The following is an 18,562-nucleotide window of genomic DNA, read 5'->3' on the forward strand; positions in this document are numbered from 1 at the left end:
AAGGCATGCTAAAGCATGCCTTTTTAAAGTAAAAATTACGAATTAGAATTTATATGAAAGTTGAACATAACCAAAGCGGCCTATATTGTCATAAGTACCACCTTCTAGCGTGGTTCCTGTTGTATATTTTATCATCTCTTTATTAAAGAGGTTGTCTATACCCAGCTTAACTGACATACCATTATCAAAGTTATAACCACCAGAAATGTCAGTCACGATATAAGTAGGCCATTCCATATGATTGGATGGATTTGGGTTTTTCTCCAACTCATCTGGACGGAAACGGCTAGTTTTTTCAACATAACGCATTTTCCAACTAGCAAAAACGTTTTCATATTCATAGCCAATATCAAGCGCCCCTGACCATGAAGGCTCAGTATCTACGCCAGCATACTCCTCAAACTCGTTCACTTCATCTTGGAACGGGAAGCGCTGACGTTCAATTAAGCGCGTTGCCATCAAACGAGTTTTAAAATCACCTAAACTTGTCTTAACATCATAGTTAATCTCAAAATCGACACCAGAAGATTTTTGCTTAGCAATATTCAGTGCAGTATTTTTAATAAGCGTCATTCTTCCGTCGTCAGCGCGAGTTATCAAAGCACAATACTGATTATCAATGCTCTGTGCATCCACGCATCGATTTACAATTTGCTGTGATAACACATAGCTAATTGAATCTTCTAGCTCAATATTCCAATAGTCGACTGTAAATGTTAGCCCATCAACAAACTCAGGCGTAAAAACAGCACCTATGGTATAGCTGGTTGACTCCTCTGGAGTAAGCTCTTTATTACCTGACTGCGCTCCTCTTATTCTCGCTGAATCATATGAATCATCGAATCCAGCTGGAACACCTAAAGCTGCACAATTCGCTTTTCTTTGTTCTTGAGTCGCACCAGTTACTTGATTTAAGTTTTTCACTCTACAAGGATCATCTACACCGTAGAAAGTCTCACTTGTTGCACCAAACAATTCGCCGATATTTGGCGCTCGGATTGCTTCAGCTAAAGTAGAGCGGAATCTTAAATCGTCATATACCTGCCAATCTAAGCCTACTTTCCAACTCGTTACGTCACCAACAGTGCTGTAATCGGCATATCGACTAGCAAGCTCTAATGTCAATGTATCAACAAGTAAAACATCACCTAATAGGGGGATTGATGTTTCGAAGAACACTTCTGACACATCGTATTCACCTTCATCTTCTCCTAAAGAGTTAAAGAAAGTTTCTCCTGATTTGGCATTCTCATCTTCTCTTTGACGACTCTTTTCTTCGCGATACTCGACACCAAATGCAACGCCCACTGGACCGGCAGGAAGTTCAAACAAACCGCCATTGGCCAAACTTGCACCAGCATTTAACTGCTCAACCTTTACAGTACCAACAGACACCGTATTTACGTAATTAATAGATTCTTGGCTTGGACGGTTAAAGCCCATAATGTCCATTGGCTCACAGCCGTTAGCTCGTGCTTGTGCATCACGACAAACCACATTACCATTGTCATCAAATACAGCGTCTATAGCAGCTTGGAAATTTGGCCTAACCAAGTTGTTGTGATTAGCACGTTCAATTTCTGTTGTACCAGAGTTTAAAAATACTTCATAATCCCAATCTTCTGCCACAACCCCTTCAATACCAAGCACAAAGCGTGTTGTTTCACGGGTGCTAATTTCAAAACGACGGCCGATATCTTCATTAAAACGGTTAATACGAAGTGCTGTTAATGGATTACCTTCATCATCTAGAGTTGAGTCCATTATCTGAGCTGTTTGAGGGTGCAAAAATGCGTTATCTCTCGAGAGTGTGATACCTGAGCGTGTATGAAAACTAGGCTGCCCCCAATTTTCAGACTCGATACTTGCAAACTTACCTTCTAAATATATATTGGTGTCATCATTAATGTCATAATTTGTTTTGAAATTGACAATATGGCGATCAAAGCTTGGTTGAATCTCAGTAAACTTTCGTAAATTTAAAAACTCACAATCTACACAAGCAAGCCCATCCAACTTGTTATAATCTAACTGCATTGGGCGCGGAGAACCATCTTCGTTAAATGTATAATAGATACCACCTGCGTTAAATACACCAGACTCAGTTAGATTAAAGAAACCAGCATTATCATAAAATTTTTCATCTGGATTATCTAACGCGTCAGGTCTATTAGGATCACGTTCAAAATTAGTCAATTCACGTACAGCATGATTAGTAAATTCGTTATCGAGTGCGTTTAATCTTGACTGAGTGGCAAACTCATAAGAAATACCGAAGTTACCTCTCCCATCAGAGAAATCCTGACCAAAAGAAATACTAAACTTTTGATTATCGTAATCTGAATTCTCTGCTTCACCATGAGTTGCAGCAACTGAAAACCCTTCGATGTTCTTTTTGAGGATAAAGTTGACAACACCTGTTACCGCATCTGCTCCATATATAGCAGAAGCACCACCAGTAATAACCTCAACACGGTCAACCCAAGCTGTAGGAATAGTATTGGTATCAACTAGAGCAGAGCCCCCACTACTCGCAACATGACGTTTGCCATTAACAAGCACCAGCGTTCTATCTTCACCCATACCACGTAAGTCTAAAACATTAAGACCAGATGTACCGATAAATCGACCGGAATTTTGCATACCAAATGTCGGTTTTAGACTCGGTAATTTATTTAATGCTTCACCAATATTTAAAGCGCCTGTATTAACTAAATCTTGGCCTGAAAGCACTGAAACAGGACTCGGAGCTATTGCACCTTCACGCATTATACGTGATCCTGTCACTTCAATTTTTTCTATCGCTTCATCATTCGCGAATGCAATATGAGCAGGAGCTGTTGTGAGTGCGCCTAAACACATCAGTTTAACTGCCATACTAACTGGTTTTAAATTTCTATTCTTCCCCATAATTACTTCCTTTTTATATTTAAAGACTACCTTTAATAAAACATTATAAAAAAGGCATTAAAACCCCAACACTTCAACCATAGTAATACCTAAAAAACCTGTTTGCAAATCAGGTAAAAACCACCACTTTAATTCAAAAAAACAATATAAATAAAAACAAACAACTTATAAAAAATTTAATTGAAAACCTCATTAAAACCATAATTAAAAAAAGCCTAACCCTAAAGGTAAAGAAACAATAAAAACTAATAAAAACAATGGAAAACGAAGTAGAAACAGGCTTTAAAAAGCTTTTTGAAAGCACTTTAAAAACCAAGGGTGATTTTTGAAAAAATCTTTAAGTAAAATTTAAAAACTTTATTAAATGAACAAAAAGCAGGCTTTATAAAACTTTTTATTAAGCTAAAATTCACACCAATAAAGCTTATTAAGCACAAAAATCAATTACAAAAAATCACAAAGGTATATCAATAGAAGTAAAAACGTAGGAAGGTTAACATTGTGAATTAAAATTTTAATTAAAATCTCTTTGTTCTCATGTTTTGAGTGATAACTAAAAATATATCCACCACAGTCTAAGCAGACATATTAAAGGAGCTTTCCACCCTATAAATAGTAACGACTTTACACCCCTATAAATAGTAACGACTTTACACCCCTATAAAAGACAATATTTAATTAGGCTATTGTTATAGCAACAAAGATATACATAACTGCGTTAACCTACAGAGTAATACCTAAACCTGTCTGCAATCAAAAATAAAAAGTTGATAAAATTTAGAACTGAATAACAATCATATCTAATTCGAGTGTCTAAAAATCAATGGCATAACTGACAGTATTACATAAGCTGTTTTCTAACCTTAGGCATGATCCGCCTGCTAACAGGCACAATATCACCCGAACTCAGTGTGAGCTCCCCACCGCCTGATGGAAGTTTTTGCAGCGACTGAATGAATTGTTTGTTTACAATGTATGATCTATGTATGCGTAGAAACGTTGCGGGCAATTTTTTTTCCATAATAGTCAAAGTCTCGTTGTGCAACACATTTCGTTCATCTATTAAGCAAATTTCCACATAATCTCTCGCCCCCTTAACAAAGCAAATGCTGTCACATGACACCAATTCATTTTTATCCGAAAGATTTAGTTTTATCTTAGATGGGGTCTGCTGCTCACTATACTCATCTAATGCTTGTTGTAGCTGATCAGCTCTTTGCTGTGCAATCTGCTTTTGAGATTGCTCGTGTTTATATGCAATTGCATGTTGAACAAAAAAGAACAATAAAAGCGCAGCAACAAAATAGTAGAAATAGAGATCAAGGAATTGATTAGGGTTCACCGCAATTATGATAAAAAATATAAAAAGTGCACCTGCATGTTTTCTCGTATTTCCCTGCCTATTAAATACTTGAAAAGCTGTGATTAAAAAGCTGATACCAGCAGGCACTTGAATGGCGAGCACGGTTTTGTCTTCTATCGTACTGCCCAGATAAATAAAAATAAACGTCAATAACATGGATAGGAAAAAGCAGCTCTTACGATGATTCTTTACAAAACCATCTATGATATATAACAGCAAACTCAGACCGCTCAACGTCCCCAGTAATAAAATAACCATCAATCTAATCTCATGATAAGGGTATTCATATGCGACGAATCCCCTTGACACTTCAGTCAATAGTTGAAGTGCTACTAGCAAAGAGAGTAAAGGAAGCCAAAAAGCATTTCGCCTTGAACTTAAGTCTTGCAACACCAACAAGCTTGAGAAAACAAAACCAATGATCAAAACACCTAACGGAACCAATGTAGGTAGATAGTGACGCAATACAATATCTTGAGGTGAATCATAGTATGTAACTATCGCAAGCCCAATTGAACGACTGATATCAAATGCTTTATGGTGAGATGACAGTTTAATAACTAACTCATTTTGCTGCTTCAATAGTCCTTTAGGTATATAAGTTACAAAGTCCATCACACCTGGCCGCTCTTCATCAGGTTGAGAAGAAGGATAACCATTTCGGCCTATTAATTCGCCATTAAAGTAAAACTCAGCCGCCGCTTGGGCAGAAAAAAACAACCCAATTGGTTTATCGATCAGCTCAGGTGCGTCTATGTCAAACGTGGTGCCTATCCAAGTTAACTTATTACTCAGCTTTACCTCGCCTAGAGGCATCGTTTTACAGTTTTGAAGAAAAAACGACTTTAAAGACAGCTTTTCATTTTCATCATAACAAACCCTAACGTCTTGAATAAAATACTTATTAAACTCACCTGCTACGAGTTGTGTAGAAAATATCATGCTAAAAATAACCAACAAGCATCCACATATCTGCTTGATATTTATCACAATGGGATTCAAGAATTGTCGAACGCACATACTGATAAGTTTTGCTGCCTTTTGCAGAAGAAACGCCACCGCTTGCATATAAGTACTGGAAAAGTAAGAAGTAATTGGTAATGTCCTTATCAATTAGTAAATTGCTTTAAAGGGTCTATTTAAATGAACTATATCAAAAAGTCTGTATATACAGGAATCGTCTTATCACAGTTAATTTTTTCTCCACTATGTCTAAGTGCACAGTTAACGCCAAAACAAATAGATGCACTTGTTGAAAAAGCAACAAACGAACTTAATGTGCCAGGAATTGCATTGGCAGTTGTAAAAAGTGGAGAAGTGGTCCATGCGAAAGGCTATGGCGTTCAATCTATTGAAAACAACACACCAGTAAACACGGGTACCCTATTTCAGGTCGCGTCAATTTCAAAATCATTTGTAACTGCGGCATTGGCATTACTCGTAGATGAAAATAAACTCAGCTGGGACGATAAGGTCATTGATTATCTGCCGCACTTTCAAATGTATGATCCTTGGGTAACAAGAGAGTTTACTATTCGCGACTTGTTAACTCATCGCTCTGGTTTGCCTCTGGGAGCTGGGGACTTATTACAATGGCCTGATGCACAGGCACACGCAACGCCTGATGAAATCATCTCAGCATTAAAGTATTTAAAACCAACTAGTTCATTTCGTTCTGAATATTCCTATGTCAATTTAATGTATATTGTCGCCGAAGAAGTGATACGCGCAATCACCAAGATGCCTTGGGACGAATATGTCGAAAAAGCATTATTAACACCGCTACAAATGACTAACTGTGTAGCAAGCCCGACTCGAATTAAAATACCAAGTAAACGTGCAATACCGCATATGGAAGTGGATGGTGAGCTCAAAACCACTTTTTTCAAAGATGATACCCAGATTAATTGTGACATAGCAGGTATGGCAAAGTGGGCACAGCTATTTCTTTCCAAAGGAAAACTACCTGATGGGCAAAACTTGCTTTCTGAAAAACAACACGCAGAACTGTGGAAGCCTGTGACTTTAAAGAAAGTCTCTTATATTGATCAAAAATACGCGCAGACACATTTTCAAGCATATGGATTAGGTTGGAATTTGATGGACTTTCATGGCCACCTCCATGTTTCTCATGGCGGTGCGGTACAAGGCATGACCTCGCATATCGCTTTTTTACCTGAAAAAGATGTTGCTGTTATTGCGCTTACAAATCAATGGTCACGAGCAGCTCAAGGTCTAACCGCAACTATCCTAGAACACTATATTGAAGCACAGCCCACAAATTACATTGATGTGTACATAGAAGGCAACAAACGATACGAAGCCTACAAAAAACAGCAAAAGAAAACAGCAAAGCCTTTGCAACTGAGCACAACCAAACCGCCTATGGCACTGGTTCAATATGCCGGTACTTACAAGGATGATTGGTATGGCACAGTGGATGTCACAGTGACAGGCTCTGAGCTTAATATTAAGTTTTCTCGTGGTAATGCTTTAACTGGTGAGCTTGACCATCTAGAAGGCAACCGATTTGTTGCAAAATGGCATGACCGAACACTGAATGCAGATGCGTTTGTTAACTTTGACGTCGACTTCGACGGTAAGGTTAGCGGATTCAAAATGAAAGCTGTAAGTTCTAGCACTGATTTTTCTTATAACTTTCATGATTTAAACCTAAAAAAAGTGAGCAAGTAGCAGCAAGGCTTTGCGCTATCTTTTAGACTCAAATGAGCCCACTTATCATTCAGCAACAGTGATATGGTGGTGGGCTCAACACAAAAAGCTTTTATACGCAGAGCTTGCGTATGACTGAGTCTATTCAGCTAATTGTCTTAACTGGTGTACTTAAACCCTATCCCATTCCATACCCAAAAAACATATAAAAAGCTTATACAGCTCAGCGTGAAAATCGAATAGAGAAGCTTGTGCATCCACCCTAGTTCTGCCATACGCCAAATAAATGCCAGTCCAACCACCTTAACTAACGTAGTAACACTAACGATTAATACCAAGCAAAGTAAAAACTTCACTTCAAGTGTCGGGAAATTTAATAAGAAATTATATTCGTCCAACACCAAACCGGAATTCATGAAAATAAAGCCAGTCACGGTAAGCAATATCAAACCCGCAGAGATACAAGCTGTATTTTCGAATATACTGAGGTGCTTCACTCGGCTCTTTCGATTACCTGTGGTTATTAACGTAGACAGAGCAAATAATGAAGTAAACATCAAAACAAAATAAAAGAAAAACGGGCTTTGCGACAAGCTCATCTTTTCATAGTCACCAGACCACATACTTGCGGAGAAGCGTGCTATTTTTCCTGAGCTATCTGGATAAAAATAAAAAATAGAACCGTGATAAGACTCTGCTTGAAATACATTTTCTTGGAGTCGTTTAAGTTTAAATGACACATTGCTTCCCAAACGACGCATTTTCAAATCACCCTGTGCATCGAGTGAAATTGTCACTGAACTATCCAAAGCAGCCATTTTTTCTAACTGAGTGTAAGAGCGGCGGGTACTCAACCAAGATCCGGTATATTCCTCTAACTTACGCGTGGCAACAGGCACTGACAGAAACTGGCTATAGGCACCAGCCGCAGTTGATTCAACTAACTTTAACGGTTTACTTTGATAGTACTTATTTAGAATAACCTTAGGTAAAGAGTCTGCTAAATGAGCGGCTCCGCCAACCACATTACTCGCGATAAAAATACCCAACTGTAACTCGGGGTAAATTACCATATTAGATGAGAACGTGAGCGTAGCCCCCGAATGATGGTAGTAATGATGCCCTCTAAAGTGACCTTCAAACATACCATGAACGACATCTGCAGCGAGCGTTCTATCGTCATAAAGCCTGTGCTTCATGCTTTCGTTGGTTAATGGCGAGACTAGTTGATTGTTTTCACGCATCAGGGCACGCATATACAGTGCCATATCATGTGCAGTTGAAGAGACCGCTCCGGCACCGCCAATGTGCCCTAGAAATTCAAACGGCTTTGCCAAATTTCGTCCAACAGTGTCTTTGAAATACCCCGTTGCCAGCTGTTGCCGCAGAGTGTCATTCATATTGGCAGCACCATAGCTGCTACCAAGCGGTTCACGTAGCGTGGTATTTTTCATAGTTAGAGGAGCAAACATGTTCTGCTTCATATAGGAGGCCAAATCCATACCCGATTTTTGCTCTATCAAGTGCCCCAACAAACCAAACCCATAATTTGAATAAGACATGTTGTAACCAACAGGCCAAATTCTTTTTGGCATGTATTTAGCCAGATATTGAGGTGTACTTAGCATGTGTTCAGGCCGGTCGCTGATTAAATGACCTGCGTCCGCTTCTTCAAAGCCAGCTCGGTGGCTGAGTAAAGCAGCAATAGTTATTGGCGCTTCAAATGTATTTGGAATTTTGAACTCAGTTAGATATTCATTAATATCAACATCAAGAGCAAGCTTACCCTGCTCTACCAATTGCATAACCGCAATAGCGGTCATCGTTTTAGTAACTGACCCTATACGGAACAAGGTCGTATGGGGGTCAACTTTCTTTTGACTACTCACATCAGCATAACCATAGCCTTTGAGCATTACTACGTCGTCACCTTTAACAATGGCAAGGCTGACACCTGGTATTGAATGCTGTGCCATGCCCCGCTCTATCAAAGAGTCGACATACTGCTCTAACCCGATTAGCGCTTGCGTCTCCATTGTTTTGCCTCCGCCATCAATAGATGTATTGGCATTTGCACTTTGAGCAGCAAAAAGGCTAGTGACAAAAAGTAGAAACAGAAAAGTGGCAGTAGATAACGAAATAGCTTTTTGTGTCTTCATGTAGCAACCTTGCTTGTTTATCATTTTACTCAAAAATAGTGACCACTATATCCAAATGATAAAAGCAGTTCGTAACACTCATGGCGACAGTGTATATTCATATCGCCAACATAAGAATACCTACTCTGATATAAACACTGTAACTGAGCATTATGTACTAGACGTTTACAAAAACGCTTTGTAGAAGTGCTTTTTGTTAATCAACGCGCCCATCTTACATAATGTAAAAAATGCTCTTAAGTGCGCCAAGTAATTTTTCAATGGAAACCGACGGCTACTAACTCGTGATTTTTTTGGTATTTTTCATCACACATTTAATAGTAGCCAAGGAAATAATAATCTGTCCCTTAGGTTGTAACGCCTTTAATTACAGCTAACACCCTAAAATAGAAGGGTGCAGTTGAAAAAGGTAAAACTCGAATCCCCTCCCAAACAGAGCACTGGATAACTATGAGGTATAACTCTATGGTTTTGCTCTTTTATAAAATATATAAATTTATTCATGTTAGAGCACAAATGTTAGGTGAAGTTACAATCCTACCTTGATTATCAAAAACTCAGACATAAATATACACTCAATATTCGATCTTAAATTCAATCGAACAGTACTTGTGCCATCTTCGCTATGATCTTTTTAAATAAGCACAGCAGGAATACATATCTACTTTCCAAGGAATATTATGGATAACGCGCTAAACTTCATAAAAAAATCTAATCACGTCTTATTCTTTTTGGCGGTGACACTTTTTATAGTCGTCATTTCCATCGAGTTTATTTCAGATTTCTTCGACCACAGATATGAACCACCTAAAATTGCACTCGTCGATAACAGTGATACTCAAGAGCAAATTAAACAAACACAGTACACAAAAGAGTATTCAACAAAGTTAAGAGATGTGTACATTTTTGAGTTGATCTCCAAAGAAATTGATATTACTCAACATCATAACAGTGAGATTTATTCTATGTTTACAGGCTCAAAAGTGTCGCATGACTTATATAACGGACACTTCTTATCCAGAAACGCCGTTAACTTGATGTTTGTAAGAGAAAATAGCAAACCACATATGTTATTGAGAAAAGACGGACTACTACTTGAGTTTTCAAAGGCAAGGTTTTCATCAAGTGAAGAGAACCACTTATTAAATAAAAACATTTACCGGATCATTAATGAAGACACTAATCGAAATGGGTATCTTGACCATGAAGATTCAGCCAAGTTATTTACCTCAACCTTTGATGGCAAAGACTTAAGCCTAATATTGGAAGACGTCGGATCATTTAGAACAATTGAAAACAATAAGTTGCTTATATCGCAAGAAGGCCAATCTCCCCAGTTTTATACTTTTGATTTGACCAGCTCAACCTTGCTGGCCTTGGATACATCAATCAAAACATCCCGAGAAAAACTTTAAAATCTAATTGGTGTAGACATAAAACCAAATTGCATTGCTAGCAAGTACATTTAAAGAGTTGCTTAACACCAAGCATTAAAGAACAAGCCGTCGTTAATCGTTAGAGCTTAAGTCATAGCTAAACACCCAAAAGTGGTAAATGCTTCCTCTGCTGATAGGTAAGCGCCAATTCTAAACAATGTTTGATGATACTTTTTGGCAAGGGCTCAGTTAAAGGTAACACTATCGCTCTATTACCATTAAATTCGAGCGCTTCACTATATAGCTCTCGAAAGGTATCAACCAACTTTGTTTGGCAATGAAAGTACAGAAAGTAATTATTAGGAGTCTTCGGCTTCCAATCGATTCTTACCGGACTACCTAATGCTACTTTATAGCTTGGCTCTCCCCACTTAAGAGACTCTTCAACATCACCCAAATCAAGTTCATGGGCAACTTGAAAAATTACCTCTCGAAGTAATTCAAGCCGGTCTCGTACATGCTCTGGGTAATGCTGCCAGCATGCTTTAACCGCCCTATCCATTTTTATACTCCACTTTTACCTCAATTCATCTAAACTACAAAACTTAAGCCTCAAAACAAACAGATAATCAGCATAAACGCTTTGAAAAAACCGAGTTTCACTTAACCTAACTGCAATCAAAAAAACTCAAATTATTGATATATATAAATATAATTCCAATCATCAAGTTGTAATCTAAAAATCATAGAGAGTTCAAGCCCATCTTTGTTATTTCGTTATAGTAATTAGCAGCAGATGAACTGGTTTGAATAATAACGAACGTAAATCACCTCAATCCAGTTTAAATAATAATTATCAACAAGGTAACAAGGATAAATAATGATTATAAAATGCGCAGTGAAAAGCTTACTCACCATTGCTGTCTTATCCAGCTATAGCGGCCTTACTTCAGCAAACAGTAAGGAAAATATACACATAGCGCCTGAAGTTGCAAAAGCCGATGCACATATCGGGTATTCAGAAATTCCCTATCTTGATAAAGCATTTATTGATACATCTCCAAAAGATAAACAGGACGGCATCCCTGTTGGTAAACTAGGAAATTATGGTGGTAATAAAAAAATGCTCATGCAGTTTGCAAATGACCTTGCAGCATATAAACATGGCCATTACGACAGTCTCTTGATCTCACATAAGGGGAAGCTTGTTTTAGAATCCTATTATGCAAAAGGACGAGCTAATCTTCCCCATTATCAAGCTTCAGCAACAAAAACCTACACGGGCTTAGCACTTGGTCGAGCTATCCAATTAGGTTACCTCTCCATGGAGGATTTAGACAAGCCAATCACAAGTTTCCTTACTGAGTTAAACTTAGATAAATCCGTTAAAAAAAGCGCGAATAAAATAACCTTACGTCACGCATTAACTATGACTTCAGGTATTCGAACTAGTGATGCGCAAAGAGCAAAGATTGATCAATTACCAAATCAATTAATGGGACAAGGAGAAATTAAAACATTACTCGAACACAGTTCACCCATCACTTCAGACAGTCAAACATTCAAGTACGGCTATGGCCCGCTCTTGGTCATGCATGTACTTGAAGCATCTGTACCTGGATCAGCAAAAGATTTTATCAAAAAAGAGTTACTCAATAAAATGGGGATCAATAATTTTAGATGGCGAACAAACGGAGCATCAGGCCTGCCTGAAGCGGGTTGGCGCACCAGTATGACATCTAGAGATATGGTCAAATGGGGCACTCTTGCCATGAATAAAGGAAAGTGGCAAGGCGAGCAAATTATACCTGAGAAGTTTATTACTGATGGTATGAGCAGGCTTGTTATGACTGGTGATGATGAGGTGCATTGGGGGGGTAAAGATGTATCTAAGCAAGGATATGGCTATTTTTGGTGGGGGGTCAACTTGAATGTTGGAGAAAAAAGCTATGTGGGTATTTCAGCTCAAGGCGGGAATGGCCAACTCATTATGATAGTTGAAGAACTAGATTTGCTGATAGTACATACGGCAAATGATAACAGCATTCCTTTCCAACAAATAATCGCTGAGCACATTCTGCCCGCATTTATTTAAAAACAGAGCCGAATAAGGCTGCGCAGAGATAACGTTATTCAAAAGAGTTGGCACAATACTAAGTTCAAAAGTCGCCAGCTCTTTTATACATAATTTATATACGTCTTAAGCTTAGGAAAGTACATTGCCACTTTTTACAGCTAAAGCAAGGTACATTAAGAGTTCAGCGAAAAAACAACATGTTAGATATGCAAATACAAATACGTAATGAAATACTCATTAAACTTCCGACTTTTTAAACTTAACAGTATGGTCCAAATAGTATTTTCATGTTTTCCTTACTATTGGAAAAAATAAGCCATGCCAATAAAGAACGCCAGTAACGGCGCCCTCATTAGATTTCACTCAACGTTGGACCAGACTAAACCAGTTCCCAGAGTTATCTACAGCTAAGGCCTCAATGCCATACAGCTGCTCTGTTGGCGGTTGGATAAACTCGACGCCATTAGCAATAAGTTCATCATATGTTTTATGGCAGTTTTCTGTTTCAAAAACACCCGCCCCAAATGCTCCTTCTGCAATTAGACTGCGTATTTTATCTGCCGCATCTTTACTAAACATTGGCCCTTCTTTGGGCTCAGCTAACACTAATTGGAGCTGCGGCTTAGATTTTGGGTGCACTGTCAACCATCGAAAGCCCCCCTCCACCTTCATATCATCCCCTACTTCAAAGCCAAGTTTATTTTTATAAAAATCAAGCGCATCATCTTGATTGAGTACATAAATTGTTGCGTGTGCTATGGATGTGATCATCTATATATTCCCTATTTGTTAAATCATCTTCATCTTACAAAAATAATTAACAGAGTATTTCTTCAATCTTGCTCATTTCACCAATTTACCCAAAAAATGGTATGCATAACACGCAGGTATCGCTTGAGAGGGAAAACAATATGCTTCTGCTGATAAAGCCCACAGCTTGCGACGATATGAAGTCGGCGTTAGACCAACTTGCTTAACAAATAAAGAGGAAAAGCTACCAAGGCTTGTATAACCTACTTTTTCACAAACCTCAGAAACACTGCATTGCTCCGTAATGAGCATTTTCTTCGCTTGTTCGACCCTAAGCCGTATCAAGTATTCATTTGGTGTTTCACCATAGGTATCCTTAAAAACACGCAAGAAATGGTATGGTGACATACATGAGTGTTTTGCAATAACAGATAAACTAAGCGTTTCATGATAATTATCTACTATAAAATCCCTACAAGCGTCTAGCCTTTTGTATTTGTTGTTAGTCACCATAACATATCCTTTTATTAGAGTAGCTTAATCACATCGTTAAAAAAGTCTCAAAAATAACAATTCCTCTTCGTTGACGTTCTAGTCGCAGAGAGGCTTAAGCTAAGTTTCGCCAACCAGTAAAGTCTAGATATACATCTATCGAATGTGAAAAGCCCAGCACTTCCCACTCTGGACAATTAAAACTACAGATGCATTTTTAACCAAGTATTTTCCGTCTCACCATGGTTCGTTAAAGCATCATACCACTGTATCTCAAACGGAAGGGTCTTGTTATAAAACAAAAGATTCGATTTTAAACTGAACCATAAAAAGGAGCACAAAAGATACTGATCCTTTGCATTAATTAGCAAAAGCAATGCAACAAGTTTGTAGCATTGCTTACAGGGCTGACTGACAAACACTCCAGTAGTTCAAATAACCAACAACTCACTTAAAAGATAAAATTCTCTAGCATACAAAGGGTTAACATTAATTTTATTATCAATTATAAGCTTTAGTACATTTACTCTGTAGTTTTTTTATGTACACGATTACAATAGCGGCAAATTCATTGCCCGCACATTCAGAGCCTGTGCAGTTTGGCAATCTATAGAAAAACATCTGGAGTACCCAATTGACACATAAACCTTTTTCCCTTGTAGCTGCGTTGTTCTCGCTTTTATTGACTGGCTGTGGCGGTGGCGGCGGTGGTAACAGCAATAATAGTGATAATGAATCGAGTAACTCTTCTACCATAACACCAGTTAAAACCTTTACTCTAAATACCAATATTAGTGGTTCCGGCAAAGTCACTAACTTAGAGCCATCGGTGCGAGAAGGTAGTTCTACCTACTTCTTAGTAGAGCCAGATTTCGGTCACTACTTAAGCTCAGCTACTGGCTGTGGGGGCGTACTGATTGACAATCAATATATTATTGAAAACATACAGTCGAACTGTACCGTTGATATTCAATTTAAGCCTCGTGTTACTCTAGATTCACTAGATGTCGACTCGTTACTCACTCAGTGCCAATTTGACGATTCCAACTATGTGTACGCAGATGAAGTAACTTACTTATACTGTCCTCAGCCCATTAATACTGATGTTATTAAACACTTTGAAAAGCTCAATCATCTAGAGCTACAAAATCAAGAACTAACAAGCTTGGACACATCAGAAAATTTAGAGTTGCGCTCATTGACCGTATCCAGTCCTTTTCTTGAAAGCCTTGACCTTTCCAATAACAATCAACTCGAGTATCTAACAATAAATGATAGCCAGCTAACATCTTTAGATATCTCCAACAACAAAGCCCTAGTCAATTTGCTTATAAACAGCGAGCACTTAAACAACCTAAATATTGAACATAACACGCTACTTAGTCAATTAGGCATTGAAGCAGCTCAATTAGAAACGCTTGATGTATCAAAGCAAAAAGAACTGACTTCCCTGTCAATAGACAGCCTAGTCCTATCCAATCTTGACCTAAGTGCTAACATACACCTTGCAAATTTAAACATTAACAACACAGCTCTCACTAGTATAGAGCTCTCTGGTAACCCTAAACTTGAGCGCTTATGGTTTAACGCAACAGCTATCACTCAGTTGGATCTGTCGCAGAACCCAGAGTTACTTGATGCGTATATTTATAATACGCCACTAACCAGTTTAAACTTAGCTAATACGCAGAAATTAACTCATCTTGAGTTGTCTAATAACCAACTTACCAACTTGGACATCTCAGATGCAGAGCACTTAATATATTTGTCAGCGTCAAGCAACCAATTATCAGAGATTGACCTCAGCAAGAACACTGCTTTGGAACAGATAATGCTGCATTCTAATGAATTAACAAGCATTAATTTAAGCAATATACCGAGTCTGAAATCACTTGATCTTTACGGTAATGCTTTAAATTCGATTGATCTGTCAAATAATACAGAATTGTCTTATTTACAACTTGCGAACAACCAATTGTCAGCGTTAGATTTAACTGGGTTACCTAATCTCTCTGAACTTTATATACAAAACAACCAGCTAACTGAACTAGATATCTCACGTAACCCGTTGATAACCTCACTCCATTTATCAAATAACCAACTGACACAGCTCAACTTTCCGGTTAACGAATCACTGACTGAATTATCTGTTTCTGGGGATGGTTTTATTAATCTGGATTTTTCGAACTTTAAAGCTCTTGAAAAGCTGTCTGTATCAGGCTCTCAGCTAAGCGCCATTAAACTAGAAAAAAATATAAACTTGACAGAATTAACAGTCTTTTCAGAAAGTTTGCAAATGCTAGATATGTCAAAAAATGTCCTCCTTTCTCATTTAGTAATCGAGGGGAAAGCACTCTCAACGCTTGATTTGAGCAACAATGCAGCACTGGAAACACTGAGAATATATAACTCACAACTTAATGCGCTGGACATTTCTTCAAATGAGTCATTAACAGAGCTGTATGTTTCGGCTTGGGAACTGAATCACCTCAACACATCAAGTAATAAGCAACTTAAAAGTCTATCAGTATATAGTGGTCGGATCACCTCGCTCGATGTATCTAACAACTCTCAACTTGAAAAACTGTCGATTTATGCTTGGCAACTTGCTGAGCTTGATCTTTCTGCCACACCAGATTTAAAAAATCTCAGCTTAAGCAGTAATTACCTGAGCGACATAGCGTTATCTCATTTAACACAACTAACGAACTTAGAGTTGAACTCTATACAAATAAGTGACTTAGATCTATCTGTTTACCCTCAACTCCAGTATTTATGGCTGCAAGGCTTGCCACTTAAGCACCTTGACCTGTCACATGTACCTGAACTCGAATCTCTGAATGTCACATGGTCACAACTTTCAAGCCTCAGTCTAGTGCACAATACAAAACTGGATTACTTGGATGTTAGCGGTAATGCCCTCGAGACGCTAGATATTTCTAACAACACAAAGTTAAAGTCACTGCATGCTTCTGACAATGTACTTACCGATATTGATTTATCCAACAATCTTCTTTTAGAGTATCTCACACTCTTTGATAACCAACTTAAGCAATTAGACATTAGCAACAATAGCGCCTTGCAGTACCTAAATGCTGCTTACAATCAGCTAACCGAGATTGACTTAACTAACAATGTGATTTTAGAGTCTGCAGTATTGTATGTTAACCAACTTGAGCAATTAGACTTAAGCGCCAACAAAGCCTTGACTCTCCTATATGTAGAGGGTAATCAGCTAACTTCATTGAACATTTCAGATCAAGTCAAGCTGGAGACAATAAATGCAAGTAGTAACAAACTAGAGACTCTAACAGTTGAAAATGCACCTTCTCTAGCTTATCTCTATGCCAATAATAACTTGCTAAAATCAATCAAGCTAGCAGATATGGACGCACTCAAGGAGCTTCATGTTTACGAAAACCAGTTAGAAGAGTTAGAGTTGTCTTCCTCCACATTACAAATTTTGAATGCATATTCTAATCAACTAACTCATCTTGACCTGAGCAATGCCCCATCGCTGATTGAGGTCAATTTGAATGCCAACCACTTATCGTCTCTGGCTTTGGGAAGCAATGACTCACTAATTGAACTCAGAGCATTTGACAACCAACTTACAGAGCTAGAGTTATCGTCTAGTCCTTCCCTTATTACTCTAGATGTCAGTAACAACCTTCTGACTCAGCTAGATACTACAGCAAGCCCAGCATTGCAGTTGGTAGAAGTGAGCCATAATAATTTGACCAAGCTTGACATCGCCTCTGGATCAGCTTTGAAGAGTTTATATGCAGCCAACAACCAATTGAGTGCATTAGACTTGTCAGATCAGCCTGAACTTACCGAGGTGAATGTAAGCCTAAACAATATCGCTCAATTGAATATCACACAAAGTGCGGCATTACAGAACCTGCACGCCCACACCAACAAACTAACAGAAATCAATACTTCAGATAATATTGCATTAGAAGCGTTATATATCGACAACAATAAACTAACTGCTGTTGATTTCACGAATAATAGTAAATTAAACTCACTCACGTTACACGAAAATGCATTGTCAGAAGTCGATATCAGCTCAATTGAATATCTATATTATTTGACGCTCGACTTCAATGTATCTTGTACTGGTGACATGTGTTACATGGCGAGTTATTACTAAACTACAGCTCAACAACTGGCACATAAATAATGTGCCAGTTGTTAAATATTTTTCTAATTTAATTTTATAAAATTAAATCATAGCAATGTACATACCGGCATCATGGTGTAATATCATTATTAACTCCATTCACTGTGTAAATGAGTAATAAAACTAGCTTTAAATATGACACACACTTCCTTTTGACTAAATAATCACCTCAAAATCTTTAAAACTCTAAAAAGAGAAAACCAAACTACACTTCTGGAAGTACTAGATAATGACATTCAAAATAACGGATTTCATCATAAGCCAAAAATGAGGAGTACAAATGTAAAAAATAACGAAAAGAAAATAGCCCCTTTAATGTATCCCTCTCTTTGCGTCCTCTTCCAGAATTGATGCTGCGCGTTCTGCTCAGAGTGATTTAGCAAATAGTAGCAATGGGGACAACGATTTCCCAAATACATTATTAAATTACAATTAGGACACCTAGCTGATGGTCTAAATTTGTTCTCTCCAAGTATTGTTGGCTTTTCAGGTTCCATATCTAACTTATTTAATAACATAAAAAATAAACGGCAAATGTAACAACATAATATCCATAATGTATGTTCATAGCCAACT

10 protein-coding genes are annotated in these 18,562 nt (G+C 38.0%); 4 read left to right on the forward strand and 6 right to left on the reverse strand.

All coding sequences use genetic code 11. From position 1 onward, the window contains the following. Positions 1–42 precede the first annotated feature (42 nt). Both QNM16_RS06285 and QNM16_RS06290 read right to left on the reverse strand, forming a co-directional pair. Entirely contained in the window at positions 43–2,910 is a 2,868-nt protein-coding gene (locus QNM16_RS06285; RefSeq protein WP_284019688.1) for a TonB-dependent receptor domain-containing protein, read from the reverse strand. A gap of 841 nt (positions 2,911–3,751) precedes the next feature. Beyond that, on the reverse strand, positions 3,752–5,215 hold the full coding sequence (locus tag QNM16_RS06290) for a LytR/AlgR family response regulator transcription factor (RefSeq protein ID WP_284019689.1): 1,464 nt from the start codon (positions 5,213–5,215) through the stop codon (positions 3,752–3,754). Between the two features lie 201 nt (positions 5,216–5,416). Here QNM16_RS06290 and QNM16_RS06295 point away from each other — a divergent pair, with 201 nt between their 5' ends. Next, complete coding sequence (locus tag QNM16_RS06295; protein WP_284019690.1) at positions 5,417–6,967, forward strand: serine hydrolase; 1,551 nt, start codon at positions 5,417–5,419, stop codon at positions 6,965–6,967. Between the two features lie 137 nt (positions 6,968–7,104). Here QNM16_RS06295 and QNM16_RS06300 read toward each other — a convergent pair whose 3' ends face one another. Beyond that, positions 7,105–9,105, reverse strand: coding sequence for a serine hydrolase domain-containing protein (locus QNM16_RS06300; protein WP_284019691.1), 2,001 nt, complete (start codon positions 9,103–9,105; stop codon positions 7,105–7,107). Positions 9,106–9,785: 680 nt separating this feature from the next. Between QNM16_RS06300 and QNM16_RS06305 the strand changes: the two genes are divergently transcribed. Then, complete coding sequence (locus QNM16_RS06305; RefSeq protein ID WP_284019692.1) at positions 9,786–10,520, forward strand: hypothetical protein; 735 nt, start codon at positions 9,786–9,788, stop codon at positions 10,518–10,520. Positions 10,521–10,638: 118 nt separating this feature from the next. On the opposite strand, the gene QNM16_RS06310 is transcribed toward QNM16_RS06305, so the two are convergent. After that, positions 10,639–11,043: a DUF1801 domain-containing protein gene (locus QNM16_RS06310; RefSeq protein WP_284019693.1), complete on the reverse strand. Its 405-nt coding sequence runs from the start codon at positions 11,041–11,043 to the stop codon at positions 10,639–10,641. A 318-nt stretch (positions 11,044–11,361) separates the two neighbouring features. On the opposite strand from QNM16_RS06310, the gene QNM16_RS06315 reads away from it, so the two are divergent. Then, positions 11,362–12,576 carry a serine hydrolase domain-containing protein gene (locus tag QNM16_RS06315; protein WP_284019694.1) on the forward strand — a complete coding sequence of 405 codons (1,215 nt, stop codon included), beginning with the start codon at positions 11,362–11,364 and terminating at the stop codon, positions 12,574–12,576. 345 nt (positions 12,577–12,921) lie between these two features. Here QNM16_RS06315 and QNM16_RS06320 read toward each other — a convergent pair whose 3' ends face one another. Continuing rightward, positions 12,922–13,329: a VOC family protein gene (locus QNM16_RS06320; protein ID WP_284019695.1), complete on the reverse strand. Its 408-nt coding sequence runs from the start codon at positions 13,327–13,329 to the stop codon at positions 12,922–12,924. A gap of 72 nt (positions 13,330–13,401) precedes the next feature. Then, positions 13,402–13,821: an AraC family transcriptional regulator gene (locus QNM16_RS06325; protein ID WP_284019696.1), complete on the reverse strand. Its 420-nt coding sequence runs from the start codon at positions 13,819–13,821 to the stop codon at positions 13,402–13,404. A 613-nt stretch (positions 13,822–14,434) separates the two neighbouring features. Between QNM16_RS06325 and QNM16_RS06330 the strand changes: the two genes are divergently transcribed. Next, positions 14,435–17,956 (forward strand): hypothetical protein, encoded by a 3,522-nt coding sequence (locus QNM16_RS06330; protein ID WP_284019697.1) that lies wholly within the window; start codon positions 14,435–14,437, stop codon positions 17,954–17,956. The last annotated feature ends 606 nt before the right edge of the window (positions 17,957–18,562 follow it).

The organism is Pseudoalteromonas umbrosa (genome assembly GCF_030125375.1).
Classification (GTDB): domain Bacteria; phylum Pseudomonadota; class Gammaproteobacteria; order Enterobacterales; family Alteromonadaceae; genus Pseudoalteromonas; species Pseudoalteromonas umbrosa.

Excerpts from the sequence above, each read along its gene's own strand:
- QNM16_RS06285 (WP_284019688.1), bottom strand. The coding sequence starts at position 2,910 with ATGGGGAAGAATAGAAATTTAAAACCAGTTAGTATGGCAGTTAAACTG.
- QNM16_RS06290 (WP_284019689.1), bottom strand. The coding sequence starts at position 5,215 with ATGATATTTTCTACACAACTCGTAGCAGGTGAGTTTAATAAGTATTTT.
- QNM16_RS06295 (WP_284019690.1), top strand. The coding sequence starts at position 5,417 with ATGAACTATATCAAAAAGTCTGTATATACAGGAATCGTCTTATCACAG.
- QNM16_RS06300 (WP_284019691.1), bottom strand. The coding sequence starts at position 9,105 with ATGAAGACACAAAAAGCTATTTCGTTATCTACTGCCACTTTTCTGTTT.
- QNM16_RS06305 (WP_284019692.1), top strand. The coding sequence starts at position 9,786 with ATGGATAACGCGCTAAACTTCATAAAAAAATCTAATCACGTCTTATTC.
- QNM16_RS06310 (WP_284019693.1), bottom strand. The coding sequence starts at position 11,043 with ATGGATAGGGCGGTTAAAGCATGCTGGCAGCATTACCCAGAGCATGTA.
- QNM16_RS06315 (WP_284019694.1), top strand. The coding sequence starts at position 11,362 with ATGATTATAAAATGCGCAGTGAAAAGCTTACTCACCATTGCTGTCTTA.
- QNM16_RS06320 (WP_284019695.1), bottom strand. The coding sequence starts at position 13,329 with ATGATCACATCCATAGCACACGCAACAATTTATGTACTCAATCAAGAT.
- QNM16_RS06325 (WP_284019696.1), bottom strand. The coding sequence starts at position 13,821 with ATGGTGACTAACAACAAATACAAAAGGCTAGACGCTTGTAGGGATTTT.